Genomic DNA, 24831 nt, shown 5'->3' on the forward strand with positions numbered 1-24831 from the left:
CCGGCGCCTCGATCCGCTGCACCACATGGCGGACACATGGCGGGACACCACCCCGCCGCCGGGCCCTCTTACCGGATTCCCGCCGAGCTCTTACGATGCGACGCCCCGCCGCGCACGCGTGGCGGGCCCGCCGAACGACCCGGGCGCGCCGCCGGTCAGCGTCTCGGCCTCGGCGTCCGGCAGGTCGCCGAGCAGGATCCCGCCGAGGACCGCCCCGGCGACCCCGTTCGCGTGCTCGGGCCGCCCGCCGTACGGATTCCCGTGTGCGCGCACATCCCGCTCGGCCAGCTCGCGGGCCCGCCGTGCGCAGGCGTCGGCCTCCGCCGGGTCCCGGTCCAGCAGCCGGCGAGCCTCAGCCAGCCGGGTCCGTGCCTCGGCGCCCACCGCGCCCCGGTGCGTGCCGACGAAGCCGTCCGCGGTGTCGGTGGCACGGCGCGCGACGAGCCGGAAGGCACCGGGCACGGTCCCCAGGGGCCCGGACACCGCCGCGACCCGGCGCAGGGCTTCCAGGGGGTCGTAGGACCCGGCGGAGGCCTCTTCCCGTACGGCGGCCAGTGCGGCCTCGGCGCGGCTGACATGGCCCTCCAGCGCGCCGACGGGCACCTCCGCCTCCGTACCCTCGGCCACCCGCTCCCGTGCCTCCACGACCGCCGCCTCCGCCTCGTCCAGCGCGTCCGGAACGGCCTGTGCGGCGGCGGCCAGCGCTGACGCGAGCCGGTCGACGCCGTCCACGAACACCTCGGCCTGGGCGATCGCGCCCTCGGCGGCGCGCAGATGCAGCACGGCCCTCTCCGGGGCGTCCAGGTCGGCCGACTGGCGGGCCCGGTTGAGTTCGGCCGTGGCGAACACGAGCCGGTCCTTCGCCTGTTCGACCTGGCCGGAGACGGAGGAGGAGGCGGTGGGCGCGTACCGCGTGCCCAGGTCGGCGAGAGTCGCCGCCGCCGCACCCGTACGGCCGGTCAGCTCCCGGAAGCGCGCCTCGGCGTGTCCGAGGGCGTCGCTCATGTCCTGTTCCAGGGCCCGCAGTTGGTCGAAGCCGGCGGCCTCCGCATCCAGTCGCCGCCCCGCGTCCACGCACCGGGCGACGATCTCGTCGAGGGTGGCCCGGGAGACGGCCGCCGGGTTGTCGTCGTAGGTCTGGCGCAGTTGGAAGGCGGCCGACAGCTCGGATTCGGCGTGGCGCACGGCTTCCGTGAAGGGTGCGACCGCCTCGGCTCCGAACAGCCCCTCCACGAAGCCGAGTTCCTCCCGGCTGGTGCGAAGGCAGTCGTCGGCCGCCACCAGCGACCTGCGGGCCTGCCGGTCGAGTTCGGGGGCGGTGGGCTGCGCGACCGGAGGCAGGGCAGCGGGAGTCGTACGGGTCCTGGCGCGGCGTCTGCGGCGGGCGTAACCGTACGCGGCCACCGCGATCGCCGCCCCCGCCACCACGAGGGGCAGGGCCAGGTCGCCGGTGGAGGTCTCCTCCTCGCGGGCTGCCACGGACGAGGCATCGGGCACGGCCGGTGCGCCGGCGACCGCCGAGACGGGAACCTCGTACCGCTCGTACCTCCCGTGGTCGGCCGTCACCCCTGGCAGCACCAGCCACATCACCCCGATCACCCCGCCCAGCGCGGTGTACGCCACGCGTGCGGGTATGTGGGAGGCGGCTCGCCGCGGCCGGCCCCGGGTGAGGGAGGGCGTCACATTTGCGAGCGTATGGGGGTGATCCCGGTTGCGCGACCGGGACGGGGCAGGGGTGTCGGGAGAGGAGTGGGTAAGGTCCCCGCAGACGTGTTCGAACGGAGCGGGGGACGCACCTCTCCCTGGCCACCGCCAGCCCGCTGCGGCTGCTCGGAGCGGGCGCGTTCCCGGGCCCCGCCTTCATGCGTGAGATCGCCGGACACAGCCTCGAACAGGTCATCGGCCTCCTCATGAGCCCCCGTACCTCATGAACCCCCCGACCGCCTCCTGATCTTCGAGCCCAGCCACACCAGCGGGTCGTACTTGCGGTCGACCGCCCGTTCCTTCAAGGGGATCAGTGCGTTGTCCGTGATGTGGATGCCCTCCGGGCACACCTCGCTGCAGCACTTGGTGATGTTGCAGTAGCCGAGGCCGTGTTCGTCCTGGGCGGTGCGCTTGCGGTCCAGGCCGGACTCCGCCGCCGCGTCCAGGGGGTGCATGTCGAGTTCCGCGACGCGCATCAGGAAGCGCGGGCCGGCGAACGCGGGCTTGTTCTCCTCGTGGTCGCGGACCACATGGCAGGTGTCCTGGCACAGGAAGCACTCGATGCACTTGCGGAACTCCTGCGACCGGTCCACGTCCTCCTGCGTCATCCGGTACTCACCGGGGCTCAGCCCGTCCGGCGGGACGAAGGACGGCACCTCACGGGCCTTGGCGTAGTTGAATCCGACGTCGGTGACGAGGTCCCGGACAACGGGGAAGGCCCGCAGGGGAGTCACGGTGATCGTCTCCTCGCGGGTGAACACCGACATCCGGGTCATGCACAGCAGCCGGGGGCGCCCGTTGATCTCCGCCGAGCACGAACCGCACTTGCCCGCCTTGCAGTTCCAGCGGACGGCGAGGTCGGGGGCCTGGGTCGCCTGGAGCCGGTGGATGATGTCGAGGACGACCTCGCCCTCGTTCACCTCGACCGCGAAGTCCCTGAGGCCGCCGCCCTTCACATCACCGCGCCATACCTTGAAGCGGGCCTCGTAGCTGCTGCTCACTCGGAAAGCTCCTCGTCGGTGAGGTACTTGACCAGCTCCTCTTTCTCGAAGAGGGCGAGCAGGTCGGGGCGGACGGGGTCGGTGGTCTCACGGGTGAGGGCGATCAGGCCGTTCACCGGGTTCGTGGCCGCCAGTCCACTGGCGGGATCGGAGAGCCGGCACAGCAGGTTCACGTTGCGCCACTCGCGGTCCATCACCGGATGGTCCTCACGGGTGTGGCCGCCGCGCGACTCGGTGCGCTCCAGCGCCGCCAGGGCCACGCATTCGCTGACCAGCAGCATGTTCCGCAGGTCGAGGGCGAGATGCCAGCCCGGGTTGAACTGGCGGTGGCCCTCGACGCCGGCGCGGTGGGCCCGTACCCGCAGCTCGGACAGCTTCTCCAGCGCCTGCTCCATCTCGCCCTCGCGGCGGATGATGCCGACCAGGTCGTTCATGGTCTGCTGGAGCTCCTGGTGCAGGGTGTACGGGTTCTCCGGCGGGCGTCCGCTGTCCTGGCCCGCCGCGGGGCCCTCCGCCGAGAAGGGCCGCAGGGCCTCTGCCGCCGCCGTGGCGATCTGGTCGTCGTCCACGGTTGGGCGGGCGGTGACCGTGTTCGCGTACTCGGCCGCGTGCAGGCCCGCGCGGCGGCCGAACACCAGCAGGTCGGAGAGGGAGTTGCCGCCGAGCCGGTTGGAGCCGTGCATCCCGCCGGCGACCTCGCCGGCCGCGAAGAGGCCGGGTACGCCGCGTGCGGCGGCGGTGTCGGACTCGACCGCGATACCGCCCATCACGTAGTGGCAGGTGGGCCCGACCTCCATCGCCTCGGCGGTGATGTCGACGTCCGCCAGCTCCTTGAACTGGTGGTACATGGAAGGCAGCCGGCGCCGGATCACCTCCGCCGGCATCCGCGTCGAGACGTCCAGGAAGACACCGCCGTGCGGGGAGCCCCGGCCCGCCTTGACCTCGGAGTTGATGGCGCGGGCCACCTCGTCCCGGGGAAGCAGTTCGGGGGGCCGGCGGTTGTGGTCCGGGTCCTCGTACCAGCGGTCGCCCTCGGCCTCCGACTGGGCGTACTTCTCCTTGAAGACGTCCGGGACGTAGTCGAACATGAACCGCTTGCCGTCGGAGTTGCGCAGCACTCCACCGTCGCCGCGCACCGACTCGGTGACGAGGATGCCCTTGACGGACGGCGGCCAGACCATGCCCGTCGGATGGAACTGCACGAACTCCATGTTGAGCAGCGGCGCCCCGGCGAGCAGCGCCAGCGCGTGGCCGTCGCCGGTGTACTCCCACGAGTTGGACGTCACCTTGAAGGACTTGCCGATACCGCCGGTCGCGATGACGACGGAAGGGGCCTCGATGACGAAGAAACGGCCCGATTCACGCTCGTAGGCGAAGACACCGGAGACCCGGTCGCCCGCGGCGGAGCCGCTGTCAGGCACAGTCTTGAGGACGCGGGTGACCGTGCACTCCTGGAAGACCTTCAGCCGGGACTCGTAGTCGCCGGTCTCCTTCTTGTCCTGCTGCTGGAGGGAGACGATCTTCTGCTGCAGGGTGCGGATGAGTTCCAGGCCGGTGCGGTCGCCGACGTGGGCGAGACGCGGGTACTCGTGGCCGCCGAAGTTGCGCTGGGAGATCCGGCCGTCGTGCGTACGGTCGAAGAGGGCGCCCCAGGTCTCCAACTCCCAGACCCGGTCCGGGGCTTCCTGGGCGTGCAGCTCCGCCATCCGCCACTGGTTGAGGAACTTGCCGCCGCGCATGGTGTCGCGGAAGTGGACCTGCCAGTTGTCACCCGAGTTGACGTTGCCCATGGCGGCGGCGATCCCGCCCTCGGCCATCACCGTGTGCGCCTTGCCGAACAGCGACTTGCAGATCACGGCCGTACGGGCGCCACGCTCGCGTGCCTCGATGGCGGCGCGCAGTCCGGCGCCGCCGGCGCCAACCACTACGACGTCCCATTCCTGTCGATCGACCACGGACATCAGAACAACCTCGGATCGTCGAAAGCGCCGGAGGCGACCAGGTACACGTAGAAGTCGGCGAGCGCCACGCTCACCAACGACGCCCAGGCGAGCTGCATGTGACGGGCGTTCAGTTTCCCGACCCACTGCCAGGCGCGGTAGCGCACGGGGTGCTTGGAGAAGTGCTTCAGCTTGCCGCCGACGATGTGCCGGCAGGAGTGGCAGGAGAGCGTGTACGCCCAGATCAGCGTGATGTTGAGCAGGAAGACCAGGGTGCCGAGGCCCATGTGGCCCCACTCGTAGTGCTCGTCGCGGAAGGTGAGAATCGTGTCGTAGGTGAGGATGCCGGCGACCAGCAGTGCCGCGTAGAAGAAGTAGCGGTGGATGTTCTGCAGGACGAGAGGGAAGCGCGTCTCGCCGGTGTACTTCTTGTGCGGCTCGGCAACCGCGCAGGCGGGCGGGGACGCCCAGAAGCCGCGGTAGTAGGCCTTGCGGTAGTAGTAGCAGGTCAGACGGAAGCCCAGCGGGAAGATCAGGATGATGATCGCGGGGGAGACGCCCCACCAGCCGCCGAACAGATCGGCGTTGGGGCCGTCCCGCATGGGCGCGCAGTTGTCCGCCAGACAGGGCGAGTAGAACGGCGAGACGTACGGGGCCGCGTAGTAGTCGGCGTTAGCGAACGCCCGCCAGGTCGAGTACACGATGAACGCCAGCAGGCCGGCGGCGGTGGCGGCGGGCGCCAGCCACCAGCGGTCGGTCCGCAGATGCGGGGCGTCGATGGCGGCGCGCGTACGGGTCCGTACGCCGCCGCCGCCGACGTTCGGACGGGGTTCTGTATCCGGGGGTTCGGTACCGGTGGCCAAGGCGGGCTCCGCTCAGTGGTTGGGGCCGTGGTGCGCGCCGAGGCCCTCGTCGTCCGAGTCCGTCCACAGGGTGTTGTCGTACGGGGTGTCGGGGATCGTCACGAGGTCGGGGCGCCGGGGCTGGCCGAGTGCGGGGGCGGCCTCGCGGAGCAGCGCGAGGCTTTCGCGCAGGTGGTTGGCGTCGCTGCGGAGGCGGCGCATTTCCAGGCCGCCCTTGCCGATCTGCTGTTCCAGGCGGCCCATCGAACGCAACAGGTCGTCCAGGCAGCGCTGTACTGACGTCAGTTCGTCGTGCACGGACATGACGTGACCTCACTTCCGGGGGCGGGTTTGGCCCTGGGCGGAGACGTTCATGCGCCTGAGAGTGTTGCGCGTCACACCTGCCGGTGGGAAGCGGTGTGCATGGATTGGCTGAGGGAAGGGGGGCGTGGGGGTGCGTTGGGGTGCGCGTCCTTGGGGGGCTCCGCCCCCCAAACCCCCGGCCGCGCTGAAGGCGCTTGTCCTCAATCGCCAAACGGGCTGGAAATGCGGGTCGGCGCCAGAGCCTCCAGGTTGTTGCGCCAATCGGTTGGGCTTCGCGCCCCGCGCCGCCGTGTCGCCCCCCGCTGCCGAACCCTCTCCTCTTCAGTTGCCCATACATCTGATCAGCGACTTAACGCGCCACCGGAGGTAGACCTGATGTCCCACCACGGCGTCGGACTGCGCGCGGTCACGCGCTCGGTCGCCTTTCTCACCGCCGGCGTGCTCGCCGTGCCCCTGCTCACCGCGTGCGGCGGTGACGAGGAGGAGTCGAGCAGGCCTCTCGCCGGGCAGGACATCGCCCCCGCCGCCCGCTCCCTGCTCGCCGGCGGCGGCACTCTGCGCTGGGCCGTGGACTCCGTACCGGAGACGCTCAACACCTTCCAGGCGGACGCCGACGCGACGACCACCCGGGTCGCGCAGGCCGTGCTGCCGTCGATGTACCGGCTCGATGTGAACGGGCGGCCGCAGCGCAACGCCGAGTTCCTGGAGTCCGCGAAGACCGTCGAGACCGAGCCCAAGCAGGTCGTCCTCTACAAGCTGAACCAGCAGGCCGTCTGGAGCGACGGCCGGGAGATCGGCGCCGCCGACTTCGCCGCCCAGTGGCGTGCCCTGTCCGGCAGGGACTCCGCGTACTGGACCGCGCGCAACGCCGGGTACGACCGGATCGAGAAGGTGCAGCGCGGGGCGAACGACCTTGAGGTCAGGGTCACCTTCAGCCGTCCGTACGCCGACTGGAAGTCGCTGTTCTCGCCGCTGTACCCCAAGGACGTCATGGGGACCCCGGACGCCTTCAACGACGGGGCGCGGCGCAAGCTCAAGGTCACCGCCGGGCCCTTCAACCTCAAGAAGGTCGCGAAGGCGGACGGCGACGTCGTCCTCGTACGCAACCCGCGCTGGTGGGGGCGTACCCCCCGGCTCGACGGGATCGTGCTGCACGCGGTCCCGCGCGACAAGCGCGCCGAGGCGCTCGCCGCCGGCAAGGTGGACGTCGCCGAGGTCGACCCCGCCGAGGCCGAGCGCGTCGTTCTCGCCGCGCGCGGCAACCCCACCCCGCTGCAGGGCCCCGGCGCCGCGCTCACCCCGGGGCGCGCCCTGCGTTCCTGGGCTCTCGCACACGGGTCCGACGAGGACGCCGCCGAGGCGGAGATCAGCGCCCGGCGCAAGCAGCGCGACGCGGTCACCAGATACAGCGAGCAGCAGCGGTCGCTCAGCGGGTTCGAGGTGCGCAAGTCCCTCGAACCCGCCTACACCCAGCTCGCCCTCAACGGCGACGGCGGCCCCCTCGCCGACGAGCGTGTCCGGCGCGCCGTCGCCCGTGCGCTGGACCGCGAGGAGATCGCGGGGCTCGTACTCAAGCCGCTGGGGCTGCCCGCCGTACCGGTCGGCAGCCATCTCGCGCTCTCCGGACAGGCCGCCTACGCCGACAACAGCGATGCGCTCGGCGGTCAGGACACCGACGAGGCCGAGGCGCTGCTCGCCGACGCGGGGTGGGTGCAGGGCGGTCCGATCGACAAGCCGAAGAAGGTCGCCGGAGGCGAGGGGAAGAAGGCCGGTGGCAGGTCCGAGGCGCCCTCAGCCTCCCCGAAGGCCAGTAAGAGCAGCGGTGACGACGAGGGGACCTACGTCGTCGGCGACGACGACAAGCCGTACGGCGAGCCCGTCCGTGAGGACCACCAGGACCCCCGGGATCATCAGGACCCCCGGGATCATCAGGACCCCCGGGATCATCAGGGTCATGAGGATGGTCAGGGGACGAAGAACCTCGCTCAGGACGGCAGGCAGTCCGTCCTCAAGCACCCGGAGCAGGGCGGTGCGCCCGGGGCCTACGCGCCCAAGGGCACCCCTGCTCCCGCCGGGGCCGCCGCCGGGGCGCTCGCCAAGGACGGCAAGCCGCTGACCCTGCGGTTCGTGCTGCCCTCGGGGCCGGGATCCGCCACGCTGCGGGCCGTGGGCGAGCGGATCGCCCGGATGCTGGACAGGGTCGGTATCCGTACCGCCGTCACCAAGGTGCCCGACGACAGCTATTTCAAGGACCACATCGCCAGCGGGCAGTACGACCTGGCTCTGTACTCGTGGCCCGCGTCCGCCTTCCCCGCCACCGACGCGCGGCCCATCTACGCCAAGCCGGTGCCCGCCGCCGACGGGTCGCTCAACGTCGAGCAGAACTACACCCGCGTCGGCACCGACCAGGTGGACCAGCTGTTCGACCAGGCCATCGCCACCCTCGACGAGAAGAAGTCGGCCTCGCTGGTGCGGAAGGCCGACGCCCGGATCTGGGCGGCCGGCGGGTCCATCCCGCTCTTCCAGCGGCCCCAGCTGATGGCCGTGAAGAAGAACGTCGCCAACCTGGGCGCCTTCGGTTTCGAGACCCCCCTCTACGAGGACATGGGGTTCCTGAAGAAGGGCGTGACACCGGGCAGCAGGCCCTCGTCCCGGCCGTGACGGTCGCCTCACCCGCCCGGCCCGGCGAGCCCTTGCGTCCACGGGCCCGTACGATGGGGTAAGGCCGTGGCATGTTCAGCCCGGCAGGGCCCGCGTGACGCAGACGTACGCGCAGGCCGTCCTCAACTCCGGGAGTACGCCGCACTATGGCCACGCGCCACGACATCCGCAACGTCGCCATCGTCGCCCACGTCGACCACGGGAAGACGACCCTGGTCGACGCCATGCTGAAGCAGGCCGGTGCCTTCGCCGCGCACGCCGCCGAGTCGCTCGACGACCGCATGATGGACTCGAACGACCTGGAACGTGAGAAGGGCATCACGATCCTCGCCAAGAACACGGCGGTGAAGTACCACCCGAAGGACGGGGGGGACGTCATCACCATCAACATCATCGACACCCCGGGCCACGCCGACTTCGGTGGCGAGGTGGAGCGCGGTCTGTCGATGGTGGACGCCGTGGTGCTGCTCGTCGACGCCTCCGAGGGGCCGTTGCCGCAGACCCGGTTCGTGCTGCGCAAGGCGCTCCAGCAGCGACTGCCGGTCATCCTGTGCATCAACAAGACCGACCGCCCGGACTCCCGGATCGACGAGGTCGTCAACGAGACCTACGACCTCTTCCTGGACCTGGACGCGGACGAGGAGCAGATCGAGTTCCCCATCGTCTACGCGTGTGCGCGTGACGGTGTCGCTTCGCTGACCAAGCCGGAGGACGGCACCGTCCCGGCCGACAGCAACAGCCTGGAGCCGTTCTTCTCCACGATCCTGTCGCACGTCCCGGCCCCGTCGTACGACGAGGAGGCCCCGCTCCAGGCGCACGTCACCAACCTGGACGCCGACAACTTCCTCGGCCGTATCGCGCTGCTCCGCGTCGAGCAGGGCGAGCTGCGCAAGGGCCAGACCGTCACGTGGATCAAGCGTGACGGCACGTTGTCCAACGTCCGTATCACCGAGCTGATGATGACCGAGGCGCTCACCCGCAGGCCCGCCGAGATGGCAGGACCGGGTGACATCTGTGCTGTCGCCGGTATCCCGGACATCATGATCGGCGAGACCCTCGCCGACCCCGAGAACCCGATCGCGCTGCCGCTCATCACGGTCGACGAGCCGGCGATCTCGATGACGATCGGTACGAACACCTCGCCGATGGTCGGCCGCGGTGGCACCGGCAAGGGTGCCGAGAACAAGGCCGTGGTCAAGGACCGCAAGGTCACCGCCCGGCAGGTCAAGGACCGTCTCGACCGCGAGCTGATCGGTAACGTCTCGCTGCGCGTCCTCGACACCGAGCGTCCCGACGCCTGGGAGGTCCAGGGCCGTGGCGAGCTGGCGCTCGCCATCCTGGTCGAGCAGATGCGCCGCGAGGGCTTCGAGCTGACCATCGGCAAGCCGCAGGTGGTCACCCAGGAGATCGACGGCAAGGTCCACGAGCCCGTCGAGCGCATGACGATCGACGTGCCCGAGGAGCACATGGGCGCGGTCACGCAGCTCATGGGCGTCCGCAAGGGGCGGATGGACAACATGTCCAACCACGGCTCCGGCTGGGTGCGCATGGAGTTCGTGGTGCCCTCGCGCGGCCTCATCGGCTTCCGTACGGAGTTCCTCACCGGCACGCGCGGCACCGGTATCGCGCACTCCATCCACGAGGGCCACGAGCCCTGGTTCGGCGTGCTGGCGACCCGTAACAACGGTTCGCTGGTGGCCGACCGGGCCGGCGCCGTCACCGCGTTCGCGATGACGAACCTCCAGGAGCGCGGTGTGCTGTTCACCGACCCCGGCACCGAGGTGTACGAGGGCATGATCGTCGGCGAGAACTCGCGCTCCGACGACATGGACGTGAACATCACCAAGGAGAAGAAGCTCACGAACATGCGGTCGTCCTCGGCCGACTCGTTCGAGGCGATCGTCCCGCCGCGCAAGCTCTCCCTGGAGCAGTCCCTGGAGTTCTGCCGCGACGACGAGTGCGTCGAGGTCACTCCGGAGGCGGTTCGCATCCGCAAGGTGAATCTGGACGCCCGCGAGCGCGCCCGCTCCGCGAGCCGCGCCAAGCACGGCTGATCCGGAGCTGATCCGGCGTCACGAGGACCCGGTCCCCCACCGGTGGGGGACCGGGCCTTCGGCATGTCCGCGATGCGCCGCGGGAAGCGGGCTCGCCCCCTGCCGGTATCCCTGTCCGCGCGCTGTGCAACGCTGTTCGGATACCGGTGAACCAACGATCAAGTTTCGGACATGTAAACAGAAAACGATCCTATTATGTCCGTTTGGTGGATTTGCTGTTCGACGTGTCAAGCGCGCGCAGGTGTCAATCTTTGCAATTTTTGCTCAAAATTTCGACGGTAGGGAGATCCCTATGCCTTTCGGCCTTGACGCGCGTTGACTTACTTGGCGAAGGTTCCCCCAAACCACAGAACCCGCCGGTATCTGTGCTGCGCTCAACTCTCCAACCCCCCGGGGGAAGAACACACATGACCAGTCCAGCCAAGGCTGAAGGCTCCGGGCCCTCGATCGCCTTGGACCCCGAGCTCGACACGAACCCCGAGCCCGTCAAGGGCGAGAAGAACCTTGAGGGTCGTTCTCCCGGGCAGTTGATGTGGCAGCGCTTCAAGCGTGACCGTACCGGTGTCATCTGCGCCTGCGTAGTCATTTTCTACTTCGTGATCGCGCTGGCGGCGCCACTGCTCACCAAGCTGAGCGGGACCAACCCGTACACGCTGTACGGCCAGGACCCCACGTACGCGGACAGGCCCGTCCTGGACGAGTTCGGGCTGCCGCTGGGCTATTTCGGCGGTGTCTCGGGGACCCACTGGTTCGGTGTGGAGCCGCAGCTGGGCCGTGACCTGTTCGCCATGCTGATGTACGGCATGCGCACCTCGCTGTTCATGGCTGTGGGTGTGACCGTGCTGGTGATGCTCACCGGCATCCTCATCGGTCTGATCGGCGGCTACGCCGGCGGCAGGACCGACTACTGGGTCGGCCGGGTCACCGACTTCTTCCTCTCCTTCCCCACGCAGCTCTTCTTCATCGCGTTCATGCCCGTGGTGACCTCGTTCTTCGTCGACCCGCGGGAGGAGACCCCCACGTACTTCCGCGCGCTGGCCATCCTGATCGTGCTGTGGGTGCTGGGCTGGATGGGCATGGCCCGGCTGGTCCGCTCCACGGTGCTGTCGTTGCGCGAGCGGGAGTTCGTGGAGGCCGCGAAGGTCTCGGGTGCGTCGCCCTGGCGGATCGTCCGCAAGGAGATCCTGCCGAACGTCGTCTCCCCGATCCTGGTGCAGTTCACGTATCAGCTGCCCAGCACCATTCTCACGATCGCGTTCCTCTCCTTCGCGGGTGTCGGTTTCGTCGAGCCCACCCCCGACTGGGGGCGCCTCTTCGCCGCCGCGTCCAAATACGCCGAGCAGGACCCGGCGTTCATGTTCTTCCCGGGCTTGGCACTGGTGATCTTCATCCTGTGCTTCAACCTCCTCGGAGACTCCGTACGGGATGCGTTCGACCCCAAGTCCGGGCGCTGAACCGTCCATTGGTGGGGGGTGGCTGCCGCCCCCGCGTGGCCTGCCGGTCACGTCAGGCAGTACTCATGGATATCAACTGACAGGTAGGTGCATTCGCCACATGAAGTCGCTCAACTCGCGCAGAACGCGGGCCATCGTGGTCGCTATCGCGGCCGGCTCCCTTGCTCTCACCGGTTGCTCCGAGAACGAGGGCGGCAGTTCCAGCAAGGACTCCAAGAAGGACCAGACGGAGGCCGCCGAGCAGTCGAAGGCGGTCGTCTACGGCGACGCCGCCGCGTCGACCGGCCCCGCCGAGGAGGTGGCCGGCGCGAAGAGCGGCGGCACCATCCAGGTCTACCAGGAGTCGGGCCTCACGCACCTGGACCCGGGCCAGATCTACGTCTCGGACGCCGGCCAGGTCGCCAACCTGCTCTACCGCGGTCTGACCAACTTCGAGGAGGACGGCAAGGGCAACGTCTCGGTCGTCGGTGACCTCGCGACCGACTCGGGCACGTCGTCGGACGGCGGCAAGACCTGGACCTACACGCTGAAGGACGGCGTCAAGGACCAGAACGGCAACGCCATCACGTCCGCCGACATCCGTCACAGCATCGAGCGCACGTACGCGGAGTTCATCTTCGACGGCCCGACCTACCTGCAGACCTGGCTGAGCGGCGCGAAGTACCGCGAGGCGCTGCCGGACGGCGGCTTCGGGAGCAAGCACCTGCCGGACTCGGTCCTGGAGACTCCGGACGCCAAGACGGTCGTCTTCCACTTCGACACGGCGCGTCCGGACCTGCCCCAGACGCTCGCCATGCCGGGCTACACCGTCGTTCCGGAGAAGTCCGACACCAAGGAGAAGTACGACACGGCCCCGGTCTCGACCGGCCCGTACAAGATCGCCGAGTACAAGGTCGGCAAGTCCATGAAGCTCGTCAAGAACGAGAACTGGGACCCGAAGACCGACTCCGTGCGGCACCAGTACGTGGACGGCTTCAACTTCGACTTCGGTGTCACCGAGTCGACCCAGACCAGCCGGCTGATCGCCGACCAGGGCGACTCCAAGAACGCCATCCAGTTCACCGGTGGCGTCGAGGCGACCCAGATCCAGAAGGTCATCAGCGACCCGGCGGTGAACAAGCGCACGATCAAGGGCTACCAGCCCTACGTCATGACGCTGACGTTCAACCTGGACCGGGTGAAGAACAAGGCCGTCCGTGACGCGATCACCTACGGCATCAACTCCAAGTCGCTCATCGCCGGTGAGGGTGGCGCCTACGGTGGCGACGCGGCGGCGAACCTGTTCGCTCCGACCCTGCCGGGCTACGAGGCCGCGTACGACCCGTACGGCCGTCTGAAGACGCCGGCGGGCAACATCGAGAAGGCCAAGGAGCTCCTGAAGGACGTTCCGGCCGCCGAGAAGAAGCTCGTCTTCGCCTACTCCAACAGTGAGGCCGGCCAGAAGCGCAAGGTCGCCATCGAGGACTCGCTGACCAAGATCGGCATCGACGTAGTCTCCAAGGAGATCGACTCCGCGAGCTACTACGAGCAGATCGGCAAGGTCGCGAACCCGTACGACATGTACATCACGGGCTGGGGCCAGGACTGGCCGTCGCCGGGCACGGTCATCACGCCCATCTACGACGGTGACCAGATCGCCGACGGTTCCTCGAACTACGCGCACATCAACGACCCGAAGGTCCAGGAGCTCATCCAGAAGGCCCTGACCCAGGAGCCGACCGAGGCTGCCGCGACCTGGAAGGAAGCGCACCACTACATCCTGGAGAAGGTCAACCCGGCCGCTCCGCTCTGGTACACCAAGCAGTTCCAGCTCTACGGTTCGAACATCGGCGGTGCCCGCTACAGCACCGAGTCGAGCTACATCGACATCACCCGACTGTTCCTGAAGTCGTAACTCGCTACGGCTGATCGCGGGGGTGCGCACCAGGCGGAGCGCACCCCCGCGGTTCCGTGAACCCGCCCCACATCGTCTCCACCGTCTCCGCAGAGAGCAGCCCTCCCGCCATGTTTCAGTTCATCCTCCGGCGCACGGTCGGTGCCGTCGTCACCCTGTTCCTGATCGGTGCGGCCACCTTCTTCCTGTTCGTCGCCGCGCCCTCCGACTACGCCTCACTGGCCTGTGGCAAGGACTGCTCGCCCGCGAGACTTGAGGACATCCGTACGGCGCTCGGGCTCAACCTGCCCATCGCGCAGCAGTTCTGGGACTTCATGTCCGGCATCGTGATGGGCCGTGACTTCCCCACCGGCCATTGCTCCGCCCCGTGCCTCGGACAGTCGTTCTACTCGGGCGAGATGGTCTGGGACACGATCATGGACCGCTTCCCGCTGACCCTGTCGCTGACGCTCGGCGCGCTGGGCGTCTTCCTGGTCGTGGGCATCGGCGCGGGCATGCTCGCCGCCTACAAGCGCGGCTCCCTGGTCGACAAGGCCGCCACCGGATCGTCCATGGTCCTCAGCTCGTTCCAGATCTACTTCCTCGGCCCGATCGCGCTGACGGTCCTCGTCTACCAGACCGGTTGGATGGAGGACCCCAAGTACGTGCCCTTCACCGAGGACCCGGTCGGCTGGCTTATCGGGCTGTCCATCCCGATGGTCGTCATGGCCACCATCTTCACCGCGCAGTACACGCGTATGGCGCGCGCCTCGATGATCGAGCAGCTCGCGGAGGAACACGTCCGCACCGCCCGCGCCAAGGGCATGTCACAGAAGTACGTCTTCTTCCGCTACGCCTGGCGCGGCTCGCTGATCCCGATCGTCACTGTGCTCGGCATCGACATCAGCTCCCTGCTCGGCGGCGGTGTCGTCACCGAACTGACCTTCTCCCTCCAGGGAATCGGTCGCCTCGCCGTGGACGGCGCGAGCCAGAAGGACCTTCCGCTGACGATGGGCGTCATGCTGTTCGGGGCCTTTTTCATCCTGATCCTGAACATTCTTGTCGACATCGTGTACGCCTTTATCGACCCGCGCGTCCGGCTCTCCTAGGAAGAACGAACCACCGTGACCACACTGACCAAGCCCGAGGGCGCACCGGCCCCGACCGGTCCGGACAGCTTCCTCTCGGTCCGCGACCTGAAGGTGCAGTTCTCCACCGAGGACGGCATCGTCAAGGCGGTCGACGGCCTTTCCTTCGACGTCGAGCGCGGCAAGACCCTGGGCATCGTGGGGGAGTCCGGGTCGGGCAAGTCCGTCACGAACCTGACGATCCTCGGTCTGCACAACCCGAGGACCTCGACCGTCGACGGCGAGATCGTCCTCGACGGCAAGGAACTCGTCACCGCCACGGAGAGGGAGCTGGAGCAGCTCCGCGGCAACAAGATGGCGATGATCTTCCAGGACCCGCTGACCGCGCTCTCCCCGTACTACACGGTGGGCCGCCAGCTGTCCGAGCCGTTCATGAAGCACACCGGCGCCTCCAAGAAGGAGGCCAGGGACCGGGCCGTGCAGATGCTGGAGAAGGTCGGCATCCCGCAGCCCAGGACACGCTTCGACGACTACCCCCACCAGTTCTCCGGCGGTATGCGCCAGCGCGCGATGATCGCCATGGCGCTGATGTGCGACCCCGACCTGCTGATCGCCGACGAGCCCACCACCGCGCTGGATGTGACAGTGCAGGCCCAGATCCTGGACCTGCTCAAGGACCTCCAGCAGGAGTTCGGCTCCGCGATCATCTTCATCACGCACGACCTCGGCGTCATCTCGAACATGGCCGACGACCTGCTGGTGATGTACGCGGGCCGGGCCGTGGAGCGCGGCAGCGTGAAGGAAGTCCTGCGCGCGCCGAAGCACCCGTACACCTGGGGTCTGCTCACCTCCATGCCGCGCCTGGACGGTGACATCCACGAGGAACTGTCGCCGATCCCCGGATCGCCGCCCTCGCTGCTCAACCCGCCCTCGGGCTGCCCCTTCCACCCGCGCTGCGCCTTCACCGGCGAGGTGCCGGGCAGCCTCTGCACCGACGCACGGCCGCCGCTGGCGGACGGGCGCGCCTCCGCGTGCCATCTGTCGGCGGAGCAGAAGCAGACCATCTTCATCGACAAGATCCAGCCCCGGCTGCGCTAGGGAGCACCGAGACATGAGCGAGAACCTCACCCTCCCCGCACAGCAGGGTTCCACCGGTACGTCGACCGAGGAACTGCTCAAGGTAGAGGGCCTCACGAAGCACTTCCCGATCTTCGGCGGCTTCCCGATCAAACGGAAAGTCGGCGCCGTGCAGGCGGTCGACGGCATCGATCTGACCATCGGTGTCGCCGAGAGCGTCGGCATGGTGGGCGAGTCCGGCTGCGGCAAGTCGACCGCGGGCCGGCTCATCACCCGCCTCCTGGAGCCGACCGGCGGCAGGATCACGTACTCCGGCCAGGACATCACGCACGCCTCGCGCAGGCAGCTGGCGCCGGTCCGCTCCGAGATCCAGATGATCTTCCAGGACCCGTACAGCTCCCTGAACCCGCGCCAGACCGTCGGTACGATCATCAAGTCGCCGATGGAGGTCAACGGGATCGAGCCGGCGGGCGGCCGGGAGAAGAGGGTCCGGGAGCTGCTGGAGCTGGTCGGGCTCAACCCCGAGCACTACAACCGCTTCCCCCACGAGTTCTCCGGGGGTCAGCGTCAGCGCATCGGTGTGGCCCGCGCGCTCGCCCTGAAGCCGAAGCTGATCGTGGCGGACGAGCCGGTCTCCGCGCTCGACGTGTCCATCCAGGCCCAGGTGGTGAACCTCCTCAAGAAGGTCCAGGAGGAGATGGGCATCGCGTTCCTGTTCATCGCCCACGACCTGGCGATCGTCCGGCACTTCTCGCAGCGGGTCGCGGTGATGTACCTCGGCAAGATCGTCGAGGTGGGCGACCGCGAGTCGATCTACAACCGCCCGCGTCACCCGTACACGCACGCGCTGCTGTCCGCCGTCCCCGAGGTGGCGATGGACGACGAGACGGAGCCCCGTGAGCGCATCCGCCTCGCCGGTGACGTCCCCTCGCCGATCCACCCGCCGTCCGGCTGCCGTTTCCGTACGCGCTGCTGGAAGGCCCAGGACAAGTGTGCGAGCGAGGAGCCCCCGCTGGTCCAGATCTCCGGCAACCGTGAGGGCCACCTGACGGCCTGCCACTTCCCGGAGGAGCCGACCACGGAGGCCCGCGACGAGGCCGTCGTCCTGGACCCGGCGCTGAAGGCGCTGGAGGCGGACGCGGCGGAGGACTCCGTCGGCAAGCAGTGACGACGACGGCGTACTGCTGTTGACGCGCGCGACCGTGGGCAGGAGCCGGGTGCTCCCGCCCCCGGTCGCGTTCGTGCGCCGCGGTGCCGTCGGCCGGCTCGCCCAGAACCCGGCACGGGGTGGCATGGGTGCTGTCGCGTACGGGCTGGAGCCGGGTTCCCGGGCGACCGCTTCGCACGGTACTTATTCGCTCGACATGCGGGCGCCGGGAAGGGACGCTCACACGCGGTGTCCCTCACATGGCCTGGAGGCCTCGTTGTCCTTCCCCACGATCCACAACATCACCTTCGACTGCACCGGTGATCCTTACGATGTCGGCCTGTTCTGGAGCCGGGTGTTCGGCCGCCCGCTGGCCGACGACGACAAGCCGGGCGACCCGGAGGCGGTGCTCAGGGACCCGGACGGCGGGCCCACGCTGCTGTTCGTCCGGGTGCCGGAGGGCAGGTCGGTGAAGAACCGCCTGCATCTCGACCTGCGACCGCACGGACGCACGCGGGACGAGGAGGTCGAGCGGGTGGTCTCCCTCGGCGCCCGGGTCGTCGCGGACCACCGCAGGCCCGACGGCAGCGGGTGGGTCCTGATGGCCGACCCCGAGAGCAACGAGTTCTGCGTGGAGCGCGGGGAGCTGGGCTGACCGTCGGTGGCGTTCAGCTCGGGTCGTTCCCGGCCTTCCCGTAGCGGCGGAACGCGTGGGTCCGCACGGTCCAGGGGCCGACCGGCACCGGGTCGCCGAAGATGTAGGGGTCCTTCTGCTGGTAGCGGCCCTTGCACGGGTCGGAGTGCACCTCGATCGTGCCCGTGCGGGGATCGACGATCATGTAGTGGGCGATGCCCATCGCGGGGTACTCGGTCAGCTTCTCGCCGTAGTCGCTGCTCGGGTTGGACGGCGAGACGATTTCGATGACCGCCAGCACTTTGGTCGCGTCGACGGCGGGTCCCTCCTCCCCGAGGACGTCCTCGGGGAGGACGACGGCGTCCGGGCGGCGCATGCGGCCTATGGCCGGGTGCTCGATCTCGGGGCCGGTCGCGCAGATCTAGCCGGGGTGCGTGGTGAGGAGCTGCTGGGTGATGTGCGGTACGCGCCGTAGGTTCCGCTGGGCGCCCGCGCCGGATCGGGTCGTACCTGCGGCGGAGCGCCCGGACGATCTTGCTGACGGGATGACATAGCCGTATAAAAAGTCACGAACCGCGTTAACAAGCAAGCAACTTGGCCGACCCGATCTCGATATATGGACGGTCCACTCTGAGGAACGTACGGCCGTGCGGGTGCCGTAAACGGGCCGGGGCTCGCCATGTAGCCCCGGCCCGTTGCCGTGCCTTTACGAGGCCTGCACCAGTCCCAACGCCCGCTTCAGGAAGTCCACCTGAAGCAGCAGCAGGTTCTCCGCGACCTGTTCCTGCGGGGTCATGTGCGTGACGCCGGACAGGGGCAGCACCTCGTGCGGGCGGCCCGCGGCCAGCAGTGCCGAGGACAGGCGCAGGGCGTGCGCGAAGACGACGTTGTCGTCGGCCGTGCCGTGCACGACCATCAGCGGGCGGTGCGGCTCGGCGGCCGAGGACAGCCCGGCCTCCGTCACCAGTGAGCTGTGCGCGTACGCCTCCGGGGCCGCGGCCGGGTCGCCCAGGTACCGCTCCGTGTAGTGCGTGTCGTACAGCCGCCAGTCCGTCACCGGGGCGCCCGCGATGCCCGCGTGGAAGACGTCGGGGCGCCGCAGCACCGCCAGTCCCGCGAGCCAGCCGCCGTACGACCAGCCACGGATCGCCACCCGGGAGAGGTCGAGCGGGTGGCGCTCGGCGAGGTCCCGCAGGGCGTCGACCTGATCGTCCAGGGAAACCGTGAAGTCCCCGTGGACCGCCTTCTCCCAGGCCGGCGAGCGTCCCGGTGTCCCCCGTCCGTCGGCCACGACCACCGCGAATCCCTGGTCGGCGAACCACTGCGAGGTGAGGTGCGCGTTGTGCGCGGCGACCACGCGGGGGCCGTGGGGGCCGCCATAGGGGTCCATGAGGACAGGGAGGGGAGTGACGCCGTCGTAGTCGGTCGGCATAAGCAGGGCGCATGGAATTCGGCGTGCGCCCCCTTGGGTGAGGGTCATGCGCGGGGACATACCGGGATCTTCGGCGTACGAGGTGACGGTCGCCGCGCGCTTCCCCTCCCTCAGCACCTGCACCTGGGCCCCCGGCCGGTCCGGCACCGCCGACACGAGCACGGTCACGCCCCCGGCGCGTACTGCCGAGTGCACGCCGGGCTCCTGCGAGACGCGCTCCAACCCGAGCTCGTTCACCCGATAGACGTGCACTTCGCCGATCTCGGTGCCGACCGCCTCCGCACCTGCCGACGCCGACACGAGCACGTCGTCGGCCGAGACGTCCAGCACCGCCCGTACGTGCAACTGCGGTCCTGTCAGGGGCCGTTCGCCGACGGCAAGCACCCTCGCGCCACCCTCGTCGGCGATGCGCACAAGCTGTCCGGAGGGGCTCCAGCAGGGCACGCCAGGGAAAAGATCCAGCCAATGTGGATCTTCCTCCGCGTGCACCATCCGGGTCGCCCCCGTGTCCGGGTCCACGGCCAGGAAAAGCTGCCCGCGCTGGTCCCGCGACTGCACCAGAAGCAGCGGCGCCCCCGCCCCTGACCAGTGCACACGCGCCAGATACGGGTACCGCGCCCGGTCCCAGACGACCTCGGTGCGCACCCCCTCAAGGGTGAGTACGAAGAGCCGCACCTCGGCGTTCAAGGTGCCCGCCGCCGGATACGCGACCCGCTGCGGCTCGCGTTCCGGATGCGCCGGATCGGAGATCCACCAGCGGTTGACGGGCGCGTCGTCGGCCCTCGCGACCAGCAGCCGGTCGGATTCCGGGGACCACCAGAAGCCGCGCGAACGGGCCATCTCCTCGGCCGCGATGAACTCGGCCAGCCCGTACGTCACCGTCTCCGACTCGGGTTCCGCGAGCGCGAGGGCCTGCTCGCCGACCAGGTCGGTGAGGCACAGGGCGCCGTCCGCGACGTAGGCGACGAGCCGTCCGTCGGGGGAGGGGCGCGGGTCGATGACGGGCCCCAGGGTGGCGATCTCGCGGACCGTCCCGGCCTGGAGCTCGGCCACGAAAAGCCGCCCGGACAAGGCGAAGGCGGCCAGTTCGACGGCCGCGTCGGTGGCGTAACCGACGATCCCGGCGCTGCCCTCACGGCTGCGTTCCCGGCGCGCCCGCTCCTCGCCGGACAACTCCTCGTCGGCCCCGCCGAGGAGCGCGAAAGGGTCGGCGGCGACGCGCTCGCCGCCGTCCGGGAGGTCGAGCACCCACAGCATGTTCGCCCGGTCGGTGCCTGAGGAGGACCGCAGGTAGGCGACGCGTGAACCGCTGGGAGCCACGGTGAACGCGCGGGGTGCGCCGAGCGAGAAACGCTGGGTGCGGGCGTGCCGGCGGGGGAAGGAGACAGGCTCGGTCGTCATGCCCCGACCATATTGGCCATGCGCCCCCTTGTGCGGCCGTGCGCCGACCGATGCGCGCGGGCGAATAGTTATGATCACTGGCGGTGAGTGGGTATGAACCTGCTGGCCACTGTATGGATCAACTGCCCCCATAGTCCGACCCCCCGCGTCCCTGGGCCCCTTGGAGGTGAGCCGCCGTGGCACTCTCGATTTCGGCGGTCGTGCTGCTGGCGATCATCGTCTTCTTGCTGATCAAGAAGTCAGGACTCAAGGGAGGGCATGCGGTGGTGTGCATGCTGCTGGGGTTCTACATGGCCTCATCGACCTTCGCCCCGACGATCAGCGACCTGACGACAAGCATCGCGGGCATGATCGGCGACCTCAAGTTCTGACCGACGCCGCGCCCGCTGAGCAGCGCCGGTGGGTGGGCTCCGGAAGGTTGGTGGCCGGAGCCCGACCCCGGTGACGTGTTCCGCGTCACTCGCCCCGCCCGCGACCGTAAACTTGACGGAATTGGGTCAAGTGAAGGTCGAGGCGGGGGCGCGTGGACGGACACAACGCTGAGGACCGGCTCCGGGAACTGGCGAAGGCATCGCCCAACTTCGGGCGCCTGTACGGCTACCAGCCGCTCCTGGCCGTCTACGGGTCGCAGGCCGAACTCACCGTCCTGACCAACCCGAACGCCGCCTACGTCAGCGCCGGGCAGTTCGGCGAGGTCCTGGCCGAGGAGTTCGTCACCCGGACCGGTACGCGCGTCGAGGGCACCCGGCAGGTCGACCGCCTCAACGCGCTGACCCGGGCGGGCGTGCTCGTCGGCTGGAGCCGCGACGCCTTCGACAAGTTGCGCCGGGGCCGCAACGACGCCGCGCACAACCACCTCTTCGACACGACGAAGGCGCTCGAAGCGCTGGAGCTGTGCTGGCAGTTGGGCGATCTCTTCGACCGGGCCATGGGCGGGACGCGGACCGTGGCCGCGTTCGTCCCGCCGACGCTTCCGGCCGAGATGCCGGCCGCCGACCCCGAGGAGATCGCCGAACTCCAGAAGGCTTTGCAGGGGCACCGCAGTGCGCTGGCCGAGTCGCGGATCAAACTGTCGGAGACCAGCGGCCGCCTGGAGGCCGAACGCAGGGCCCGTGCCGAAACCGAGACACTCATCGCCCGTGCCGAGCAGACCAGGGCCGCGGACGCCGCCCGGATCGAGGAGCTGACGGCGCAGGTCGCCGAGCTGCGTGCCACGCACCAGCAGCGGTACGACCGTGAGCGCCTCCGGCCCCGGAAGGTCGCCTCCGCCGCCCGGGACGCCATCGTGGAGCGCGCCCAGCGCCCCGCGCCGCTCAACGAGGTTCAGGCGCGCGTCAGGATCGACGCGATGCTCTCCGACGCGGGCTGGCTGATCCAGGACAAGGCGGACGCCAACCCCCTGGCGGGCAGGGGCGTCGCCATCCGCGAGTTCACCGTGGCCACGGGTCGCGCCGACTACGTCCTGTACGTCGACGGCCGGATCGCCGGCGTCATCGAGGCCAAGCGCGAGGGAACACCGCTCGCCGGAGCCCTCGCCCAGAACGAGCGGTACGCGGCGGGTGTGCTCAAGGAACACACGATGGCCGTATGGCGCCGCGAGGAGCCCTTCGCGTTCCGCTACGCCACCACGGGCACGGAGACGTACTTCGTCAACCGTGTCGACCCCGACGCCCGCTCCCGCGAGGTCTTCGCCTTCCACCGTCCCGAGACCCTCGCGGCCTGGATGCGGAAGTCCGACGAGAACCCGCAGGCGCCCACCTTCCGGGCGGCCCTGCGTACGAGCATGCCGCTGCTGGAGACGCACGGCCTGCGGATGGCCCAGGTCGACGCCATCACGGGCCTGGAAGGCTCACTGGCCGCCGACCGCCCCCGTGCCCTGATCCAGATGGCGACGGGAGCGGGCAAGACCTTCACGGCGGTCACCGAGACCTACCGCCTGCTGCGTCACGCGGGTGCCCGCCGGGTCCTGTTCCTCGTCGACCGCAACAACCTCGGCCGCCAGGCGCACGCGGAGTTCGACAAGTACCGCACACCGGACGAGAACCGGAAGCTCACCGACCTCTACAACGTTGACATGCTGGGCCGGGGCGGGCTCCAGGAGACGTCGTCCGTGGTGATCTCGACGATCCAGCGGATGTACGCCCTTCTCCGGGGCGAGGCGATCACGGACGAGCCGGGGGCGGCGGACCGGGAGGACGGCAAGGGCGGCGAGAGCGCTGAGGGGACAGGTGACAGCGGCGGCGGCAGCGGGGACGCGACGACCTCGACTTCGGTCTCACCTTCGACCTCGACCTTGGACGAGACCTACGAGGCGGACGAGCCGATCACGGTCGAGTACAACCCGGACGTCCCGATCGAGTCCTTCGACGTGATCGTGATCGACGAGTGCCACCGTTCCATCTACGGCCTGTGGCGCGGAGTCCTGGAGTACTTCGACGCCCACCTCGTCGGCCTCACGGCCACTCCCACCCGCCAGACCAAGGGCTTCTTCGACAACAACCAGGTCTCGCAGTACACGTACGAGCAGGCCGTGGCCGACGGCGTCAACGTCGACTTCGACATCGTGCGCCTCAACACCGACCTGCGCGAGGACGGCGGCGCGAAGATCGAGGCCGGTACGACCGTCCGTATCCGCGACCGGCAGACGCGCGCGCAACGGTACGAGGAACTCGACGAGGACTTCACCTACACCACCTCGCAGCTCGGCCGCACGGTGATCTCCGAGGACGAGATCCGGGCCGTGCTGACGACGTACAGGAACAACTGGCAGCGGTGGTTCCCGGGACGCGCCGACCTCCCTAAGACCCTCGTCTTCGCGGCCGGCGACGACCACGCCGAAGAGGTTCTCAAGCAGGTCAAGGAGATCTTCGGCCGGGGCGACGAGTTCGCGAAGAAGATCACCTACCGGTCACGCGAGAACGGGGACGATCCCGACTCGCTCATCAACGACCTGCGCAACTCGCCGAGGCTGCGGGTCGCGGTGACGGTCGACATGATCGCCACGGGCACGGATGTGAAGCCCCTCGAATGCGTGATATTCCTCCGGGCGGTGAAGAGTCCGGTGCTCTTCGAGCAGATGAAGGGGCGGGGCGCCCGTTCCATCGACGCGGACGAGTTGAAGGCGGTCACTCCGGAGGCGGCGCCGGACCTGACCAAGGACCGTTTCGTGCTGATCGACGCGGTGGGCGTCACCGACTCGCCCCTCGTGGACGCCCGGCCGCTGATCCCGGCGGGGGAGCAGCGGGGCGTATCGCTGGCGAAGCTCCTCGACAAGGCGGGCACGCGGTCACTGACGGCGGACGAGGCGGAGACGCTGGGGCGCCGGCTGGCCCGTATCGACCGGCAGCTCGGCGAGGAGGAGCGGGGGCTGCTGGCGCAAACATCAGGGGGAGCTTCCCTGGCCGACATCGCCCGCCGTATCGCCGACGCGGTGGACGTCGACACCCAGGACCGGGCCCGGCACGAGGGTGGTTCCGAACTCGCCCGGAAACTGGTCCAGGACGCGGTGTCCTCGCTGACCTCCCGGCCGGAGCTGCGGAAGCTGATCCTGGAGATCCGGCACCAGCAGGACCTGACGTACGACGAGACGACAGAGGTGCGGATAACCGCACTGACGGAGGTCCCGCGAGAGGAACGGGCCCGCAAGGAGCTCGCCGAGTGGAACTCGCTCCTCACGAAGGAGCAGCGGGACGAGAACGCGGCGATCCGGGTAGCCCTGGGCAGTGGTACGCACCGGTTCACTCCGCGTGAGGCACGGGACGCGCTGAAGGAACTCGCGGGCAGGATCCGGGCGACGAATCGTTCCTGGACGGCGGGTGTCCTCTGGGACCACTACGACCAACTCGGCAGGGCCGCGGCGAGCCCGGGCAAGGAGGCGGGACTCGGTGACCTCCTGCGGCTCATCCGCTTCGAGCTCGGCGCCGACGACGAGCTGCGGCCGTACCGTACGGTGGTCGAGGAGCGCTTCGAGGGCTGGCTGCTGCGGCAGCGGCAGGCGGGCGTGGAGTTCACGGAGGACCAGCTGTGGTGGCTGGAGCGTGTAAAGAACGCCATCGCCCAGGACATCGGCATCGAGCCGGGGGACTTCGGGTACGCGCCTTTCTCCGAGCGCGGCGGAGGCCGGGGCTTCATGCGGGCGTTCGGGGACAAGGACAAGGCGTTGGAACTGTTGGCTGAGCTGAATCAGGAATTGGCTTGAG

The 24831-nt window shown here is 69.2% G+C and carries 17 protein-coding genes; 10 read left to right on the plus strand and 7 right to left on the minus strand.

The window, feature by feature from the left end:
* Nucleotides 1-90: 90 nt before the first annotated feature.
* The 5 genes from RB628_RS26830 to RB628_RS26850 all read right to left on the minus strand — a co-directional run bounded on the left by RB628_RS26830 (nucleotide 91) and on the right by RB628_RS26850 (nucleotide 5811).
* Nucleotides 91-1623: a hypothetical protein gene (locus tag RB628_RS26830; protein WP_318323090.1), complete on the minus strand. Its 1533-nt coding sequence runs from the start codon at nucleotides 1621-1623 to the stop codon at nucleotides 91-93.
* A 302-nt stretch (nucleotides 1624-1925) separates the two neighbouring features.
* On the minus strand, nucleotides 1926-2705 hold the full coding sequence (locus RB628_RS26835) for a succinate dehydrogenase/fumarate reductase iron-sulfur subunit (RefSeq protein ID WP_318323091.1): 780 nt from the start codon (nucleotides 2703-2705) through the stop codon (nucleotides 1926-1928).
* Nucleotides 2702-4666 carry a fumarate reductase/succinate dehydrogenase flavoprotein subunit gene (locus RB628_RS26840; RefSeq protein WP_318323092.1) on the minus strand — a complete coding sequence of 655 codons (1965 nt, stop codon included), beginning with the start codon at nucleotides 4664-4666 and terminating at the stop codon, nucleotides 2702-2704. Before RB628_RS26840 ends, RB628_RS26835 begins: the two co-directional genes overlap by 4 nt.
* On the minus strand, nucleotides 4666-5508 hold the full coding sequence (locus RB628_RS26845) for a hypothetical protein (protein WP_318323093.1): 843 nt from the start codon (nucleotides 5506-5508) through the stop codon (nucleotides 4666-4668). Before RB628_RS26845 ends, RB628_RS26840 begins: the two co-directional genes overlap by 1 nt.
* Before the next feature lie 12 nt (nucleotides 5509-5520).
* Nucleotides 5521-5811 carry a hypothetical protein gene (locus tag RB628_RS26850; protein WP_318323094.1) on the minus strand — a complete coding sequence of 97 codons (291 nt, stop codon included), beginning with the start codon at nucleotides 5809-5811 and terminating at the stop codon, nucleotides 5521-5523.
* A gap of 375 nt (nucleotides 5812-6186) precedes the next feature.
* Between RB628_RS26850 and RB628_RS26855 the strand changes: the two genes are divergently transcribed.
* The 8 genes from RB628_RS26855 (at nucleotide 6187) to RB628_RS26890 (ending at nucleotide 17820) form a co-directional block, all read left to right on the plus strand.
* Nucleotides 6187-8472 (plus strand): ABC transporter family substrate-binding protein, encoded by a 2286-nt coding sequence (locus tag RB628_RS26855; protein WP_318323095.1) that lies wholly within the window; start codon nucleotides 6187-6189, stop codon nucleotides 8470-8472.
* A gap of 146 nt (nucleotides 8473-8618) precedes the next feature.
* Nucleotides 8619-10526 (plus strand): translational GTPase TypA, encoded by a 1908-nt coding sequence (gene typA, locus RB628_RS26860; RefSeq protein ID WP_318323096.1) that lies wholly within the window; start codon nucleotides 8619-8621, stop codon nucleotides 10524-10526.
* Between the two features lie 407 nt (nucleotides 10527-10933).
* Nucleotides 10934-11980, plus strand: coding sequence for an ABC transporter permease (locus RB628_RS26865; protein ID WP_318323097.1), 1047 nt, complete (start codon nucleotides 10934-10936; stop codon nucleotides 11978-11980).
* Nucleotides 11981-12080: 100 nt separating this feature from the next.
* Nucleotides 12081-13874, plus strand: coding sequence for an ABC transporter substrate-binding protein (locus tag RB628_RS26870; RefSeq protein WP_318323098.1), 1794 nt, complete (start codon nucleotides 12081-12083; stop codon nucleotides 13872-13874).
* Nucleotides 13875-13984: 110 nt separating this feature from the next.
* Nucleotides 13985-14962 carry an ABC transporter permease gene (locus tag RB628_RS26875; RefSeq protein ID WP_318323099.1) on the plus strand — a complete coding sequence of 326 codons (978 nt, stop codon included), beginning with the start codon at nucleotides 13985-13987 and terminating at the stop codon, nucleotides 14960-14962.
* Nucleotides 14963-14977: 15 nt separating this feature from the next.
* Entirely contained in the window at nucleotides 14978-16039 is a 1062-nt protein-coding gene (locus RB628_RS26880; protein WP_318323100.1) for an ABC transporter ATP-binding protein, read from the plus strand.
* Nucleotides 16040-16052: 13 nt separating this feature from the next.
* Entirely contained in the window at nucleotides 16053-17186 is a 1134-nt protein-coding gene (locus RB628_RS26885) for an oligopeptide/dipeptide ABC transporter ATP-binding protein (RefSeq protein WP_318323101.1), read from the plus strand.
* Nucleotides 17187-17442: 256 nt separating this feature from the next.
* On the plus strand, nucleotides 17443-17820 hold the full coding sequence (locus RB628_RS26890; protein ID WP_318323102.1) for a VOC family protein: 378 nt from the start codon (nucleotides 17443-17445) through the stop codon (nucleotides 17818-17820).
* 13 nt (nucleotides 17821-17833) lie between these two features.
* Here the strand turns inward: RB628_RS26890 and RB628_RS26895 are convergent, their stop codons facing one another.
* Together RB628_RS26895 and RB628_RS26900 are read right to left on the minus strand one after the other, a co-directional pair.
* Nucleotides 17834-18175, minus strand: a complete 342-nt coding sequence (locus RB628_RS26895) for a Uma2 family endonuclease (protein ID WP_318323103.1) — start codon at nucleotides 18173-18175, stop codon at nucleotides 17834-17836.
* Between the two features lie 330 nt (nucleotides 18176-18505).
* Nucleotides 18506-20632: a S9 family peptidase gene (locus tag RB628_RS26900; protein ID WP_318323104.1), complete on the minus strand. Its 2127-nt coding sequence runs from the start codon at nucleotides 20630-20632 to the stop codon at nucleotides 18506-18508.
* Nucleotides 20633-20808: 176 nt separating this feature from the next.
* Between RB628_RS26900 and RB628_RS26905 the strand changes: the two genes are divergently transcribed.
* Nucleotides 20809-21003, plus strand: a complete 195-nt coding sequence (locus RB628_RS26905) for a hypothetical protein (RefSeq protein WP_006375723.1) — start codon at nucleotides 20809-20811, stop codon at nucleotides 21001-21003.
* A 152-nt stretch (nucleotides 21004-21155) separates the two neighbouring features.
* Nucleotides 21156-24830 carry a DEAD/DEAH box helicase family protein gene (locus RB628_RS26910; RefSeq protein ID WP_318323105.1) on the plus strand — a complete coding sequence of 1225 codons (3675 nt, stop codon included), beginning with the start codon at nucleotides 21156-21158 and terminating at the stop codon, nucleotides 24828-24830.
* The last annotated feature ends 1 nt before the right edge of the window (nucleotide 24831 follow it).

The organism is Streptomyces sp. ADMS, assembly GCF_033441795.1.
In the GTDB taxonomy this organism is placed as follows: domain Bacteria; phylum Actinomycetota; class Actinomycetes; order Streptomycetales; family Streptomycetaceae; genus Streptomyces.

What these genes read in the sequence shown, in the direction of transcription:
- RB628_RS26865 (WP_318323097.1), top strand. Translation starts at nt 10,934, where the DNA reads ATGACCAGTCCAGCCAAGGCTGAAGGCTCCGGGCCCTCGATCGCCTTG.
- RB628_RS26900 (WP_318323104.1), bottom strand. Translation starts at nt 20,632, where the DNA reads ATGACGACCGAGCCTGTCTCCTTCCCCCGCCGGCACGCCCGCACCCAG.
- typA (WP_318323096.1), top strand. Translation starts at nt 8,619, where the DNA reads ATGGCCACGCGCCACGACATCCGCAACGTCGCCATCGTCGCCCACGTC.
- RB628_RS26850 (WP_318323094.1), bottom strand. Translation starts at nt 5,811, where the DNA reads ATGTCCGTGCACGACGAACTGACGTCAGTACAGCGCTGCCTGGACGAC.
- RB628_RS26855 (WP_318323095.1), top strand. Translation starts at nt 6,187, where the DNA reads ATGTCCCACCACGGCGTCGGACTGCGCGCGGTCACGCGCTCGGTCGCC.
- RB628_RS26885 (WP_318323101.1), top strand. Translation starts at nt 16,053, where the DNA reads ATGAGCGAGAACCTCACCCTCCCCGCACAGCAGGGTTCCACCGGTACG.
- RB628_RS26840 (WP_318323092.1), bottom strand. Translation starts at nt 4,666, where the DNA reads ATGTCCGTGGTCGATCGACAGGAATGGGACGTCGTAGTGGTTGGCGCC.
- RB628_RS26870 (WP_318323098.1), top strand. Translation starts at nt 12,081, where the DNA reads ATGAAGTCGCTCAACTCGCGCAGAACGCGGGCCATCGTGGTCGCTATC.
- RB628_RS26875 (WP_318323099.1), top strand. Translation starts at nt 13,985, where the DNA reads ATGTTTCAGTTCATCCTCCGGCGCACGGTCGGTGCCGTCGTCACCCTG.
- RB628_RS26895 (WP_318323103.1), bottom strand. Translation starts at nt 18,175, where the DNA reads ATGCGCCGCCCGGACGCCGTCGTCCTCCCCGAGGACGTCCTCGGGGAG.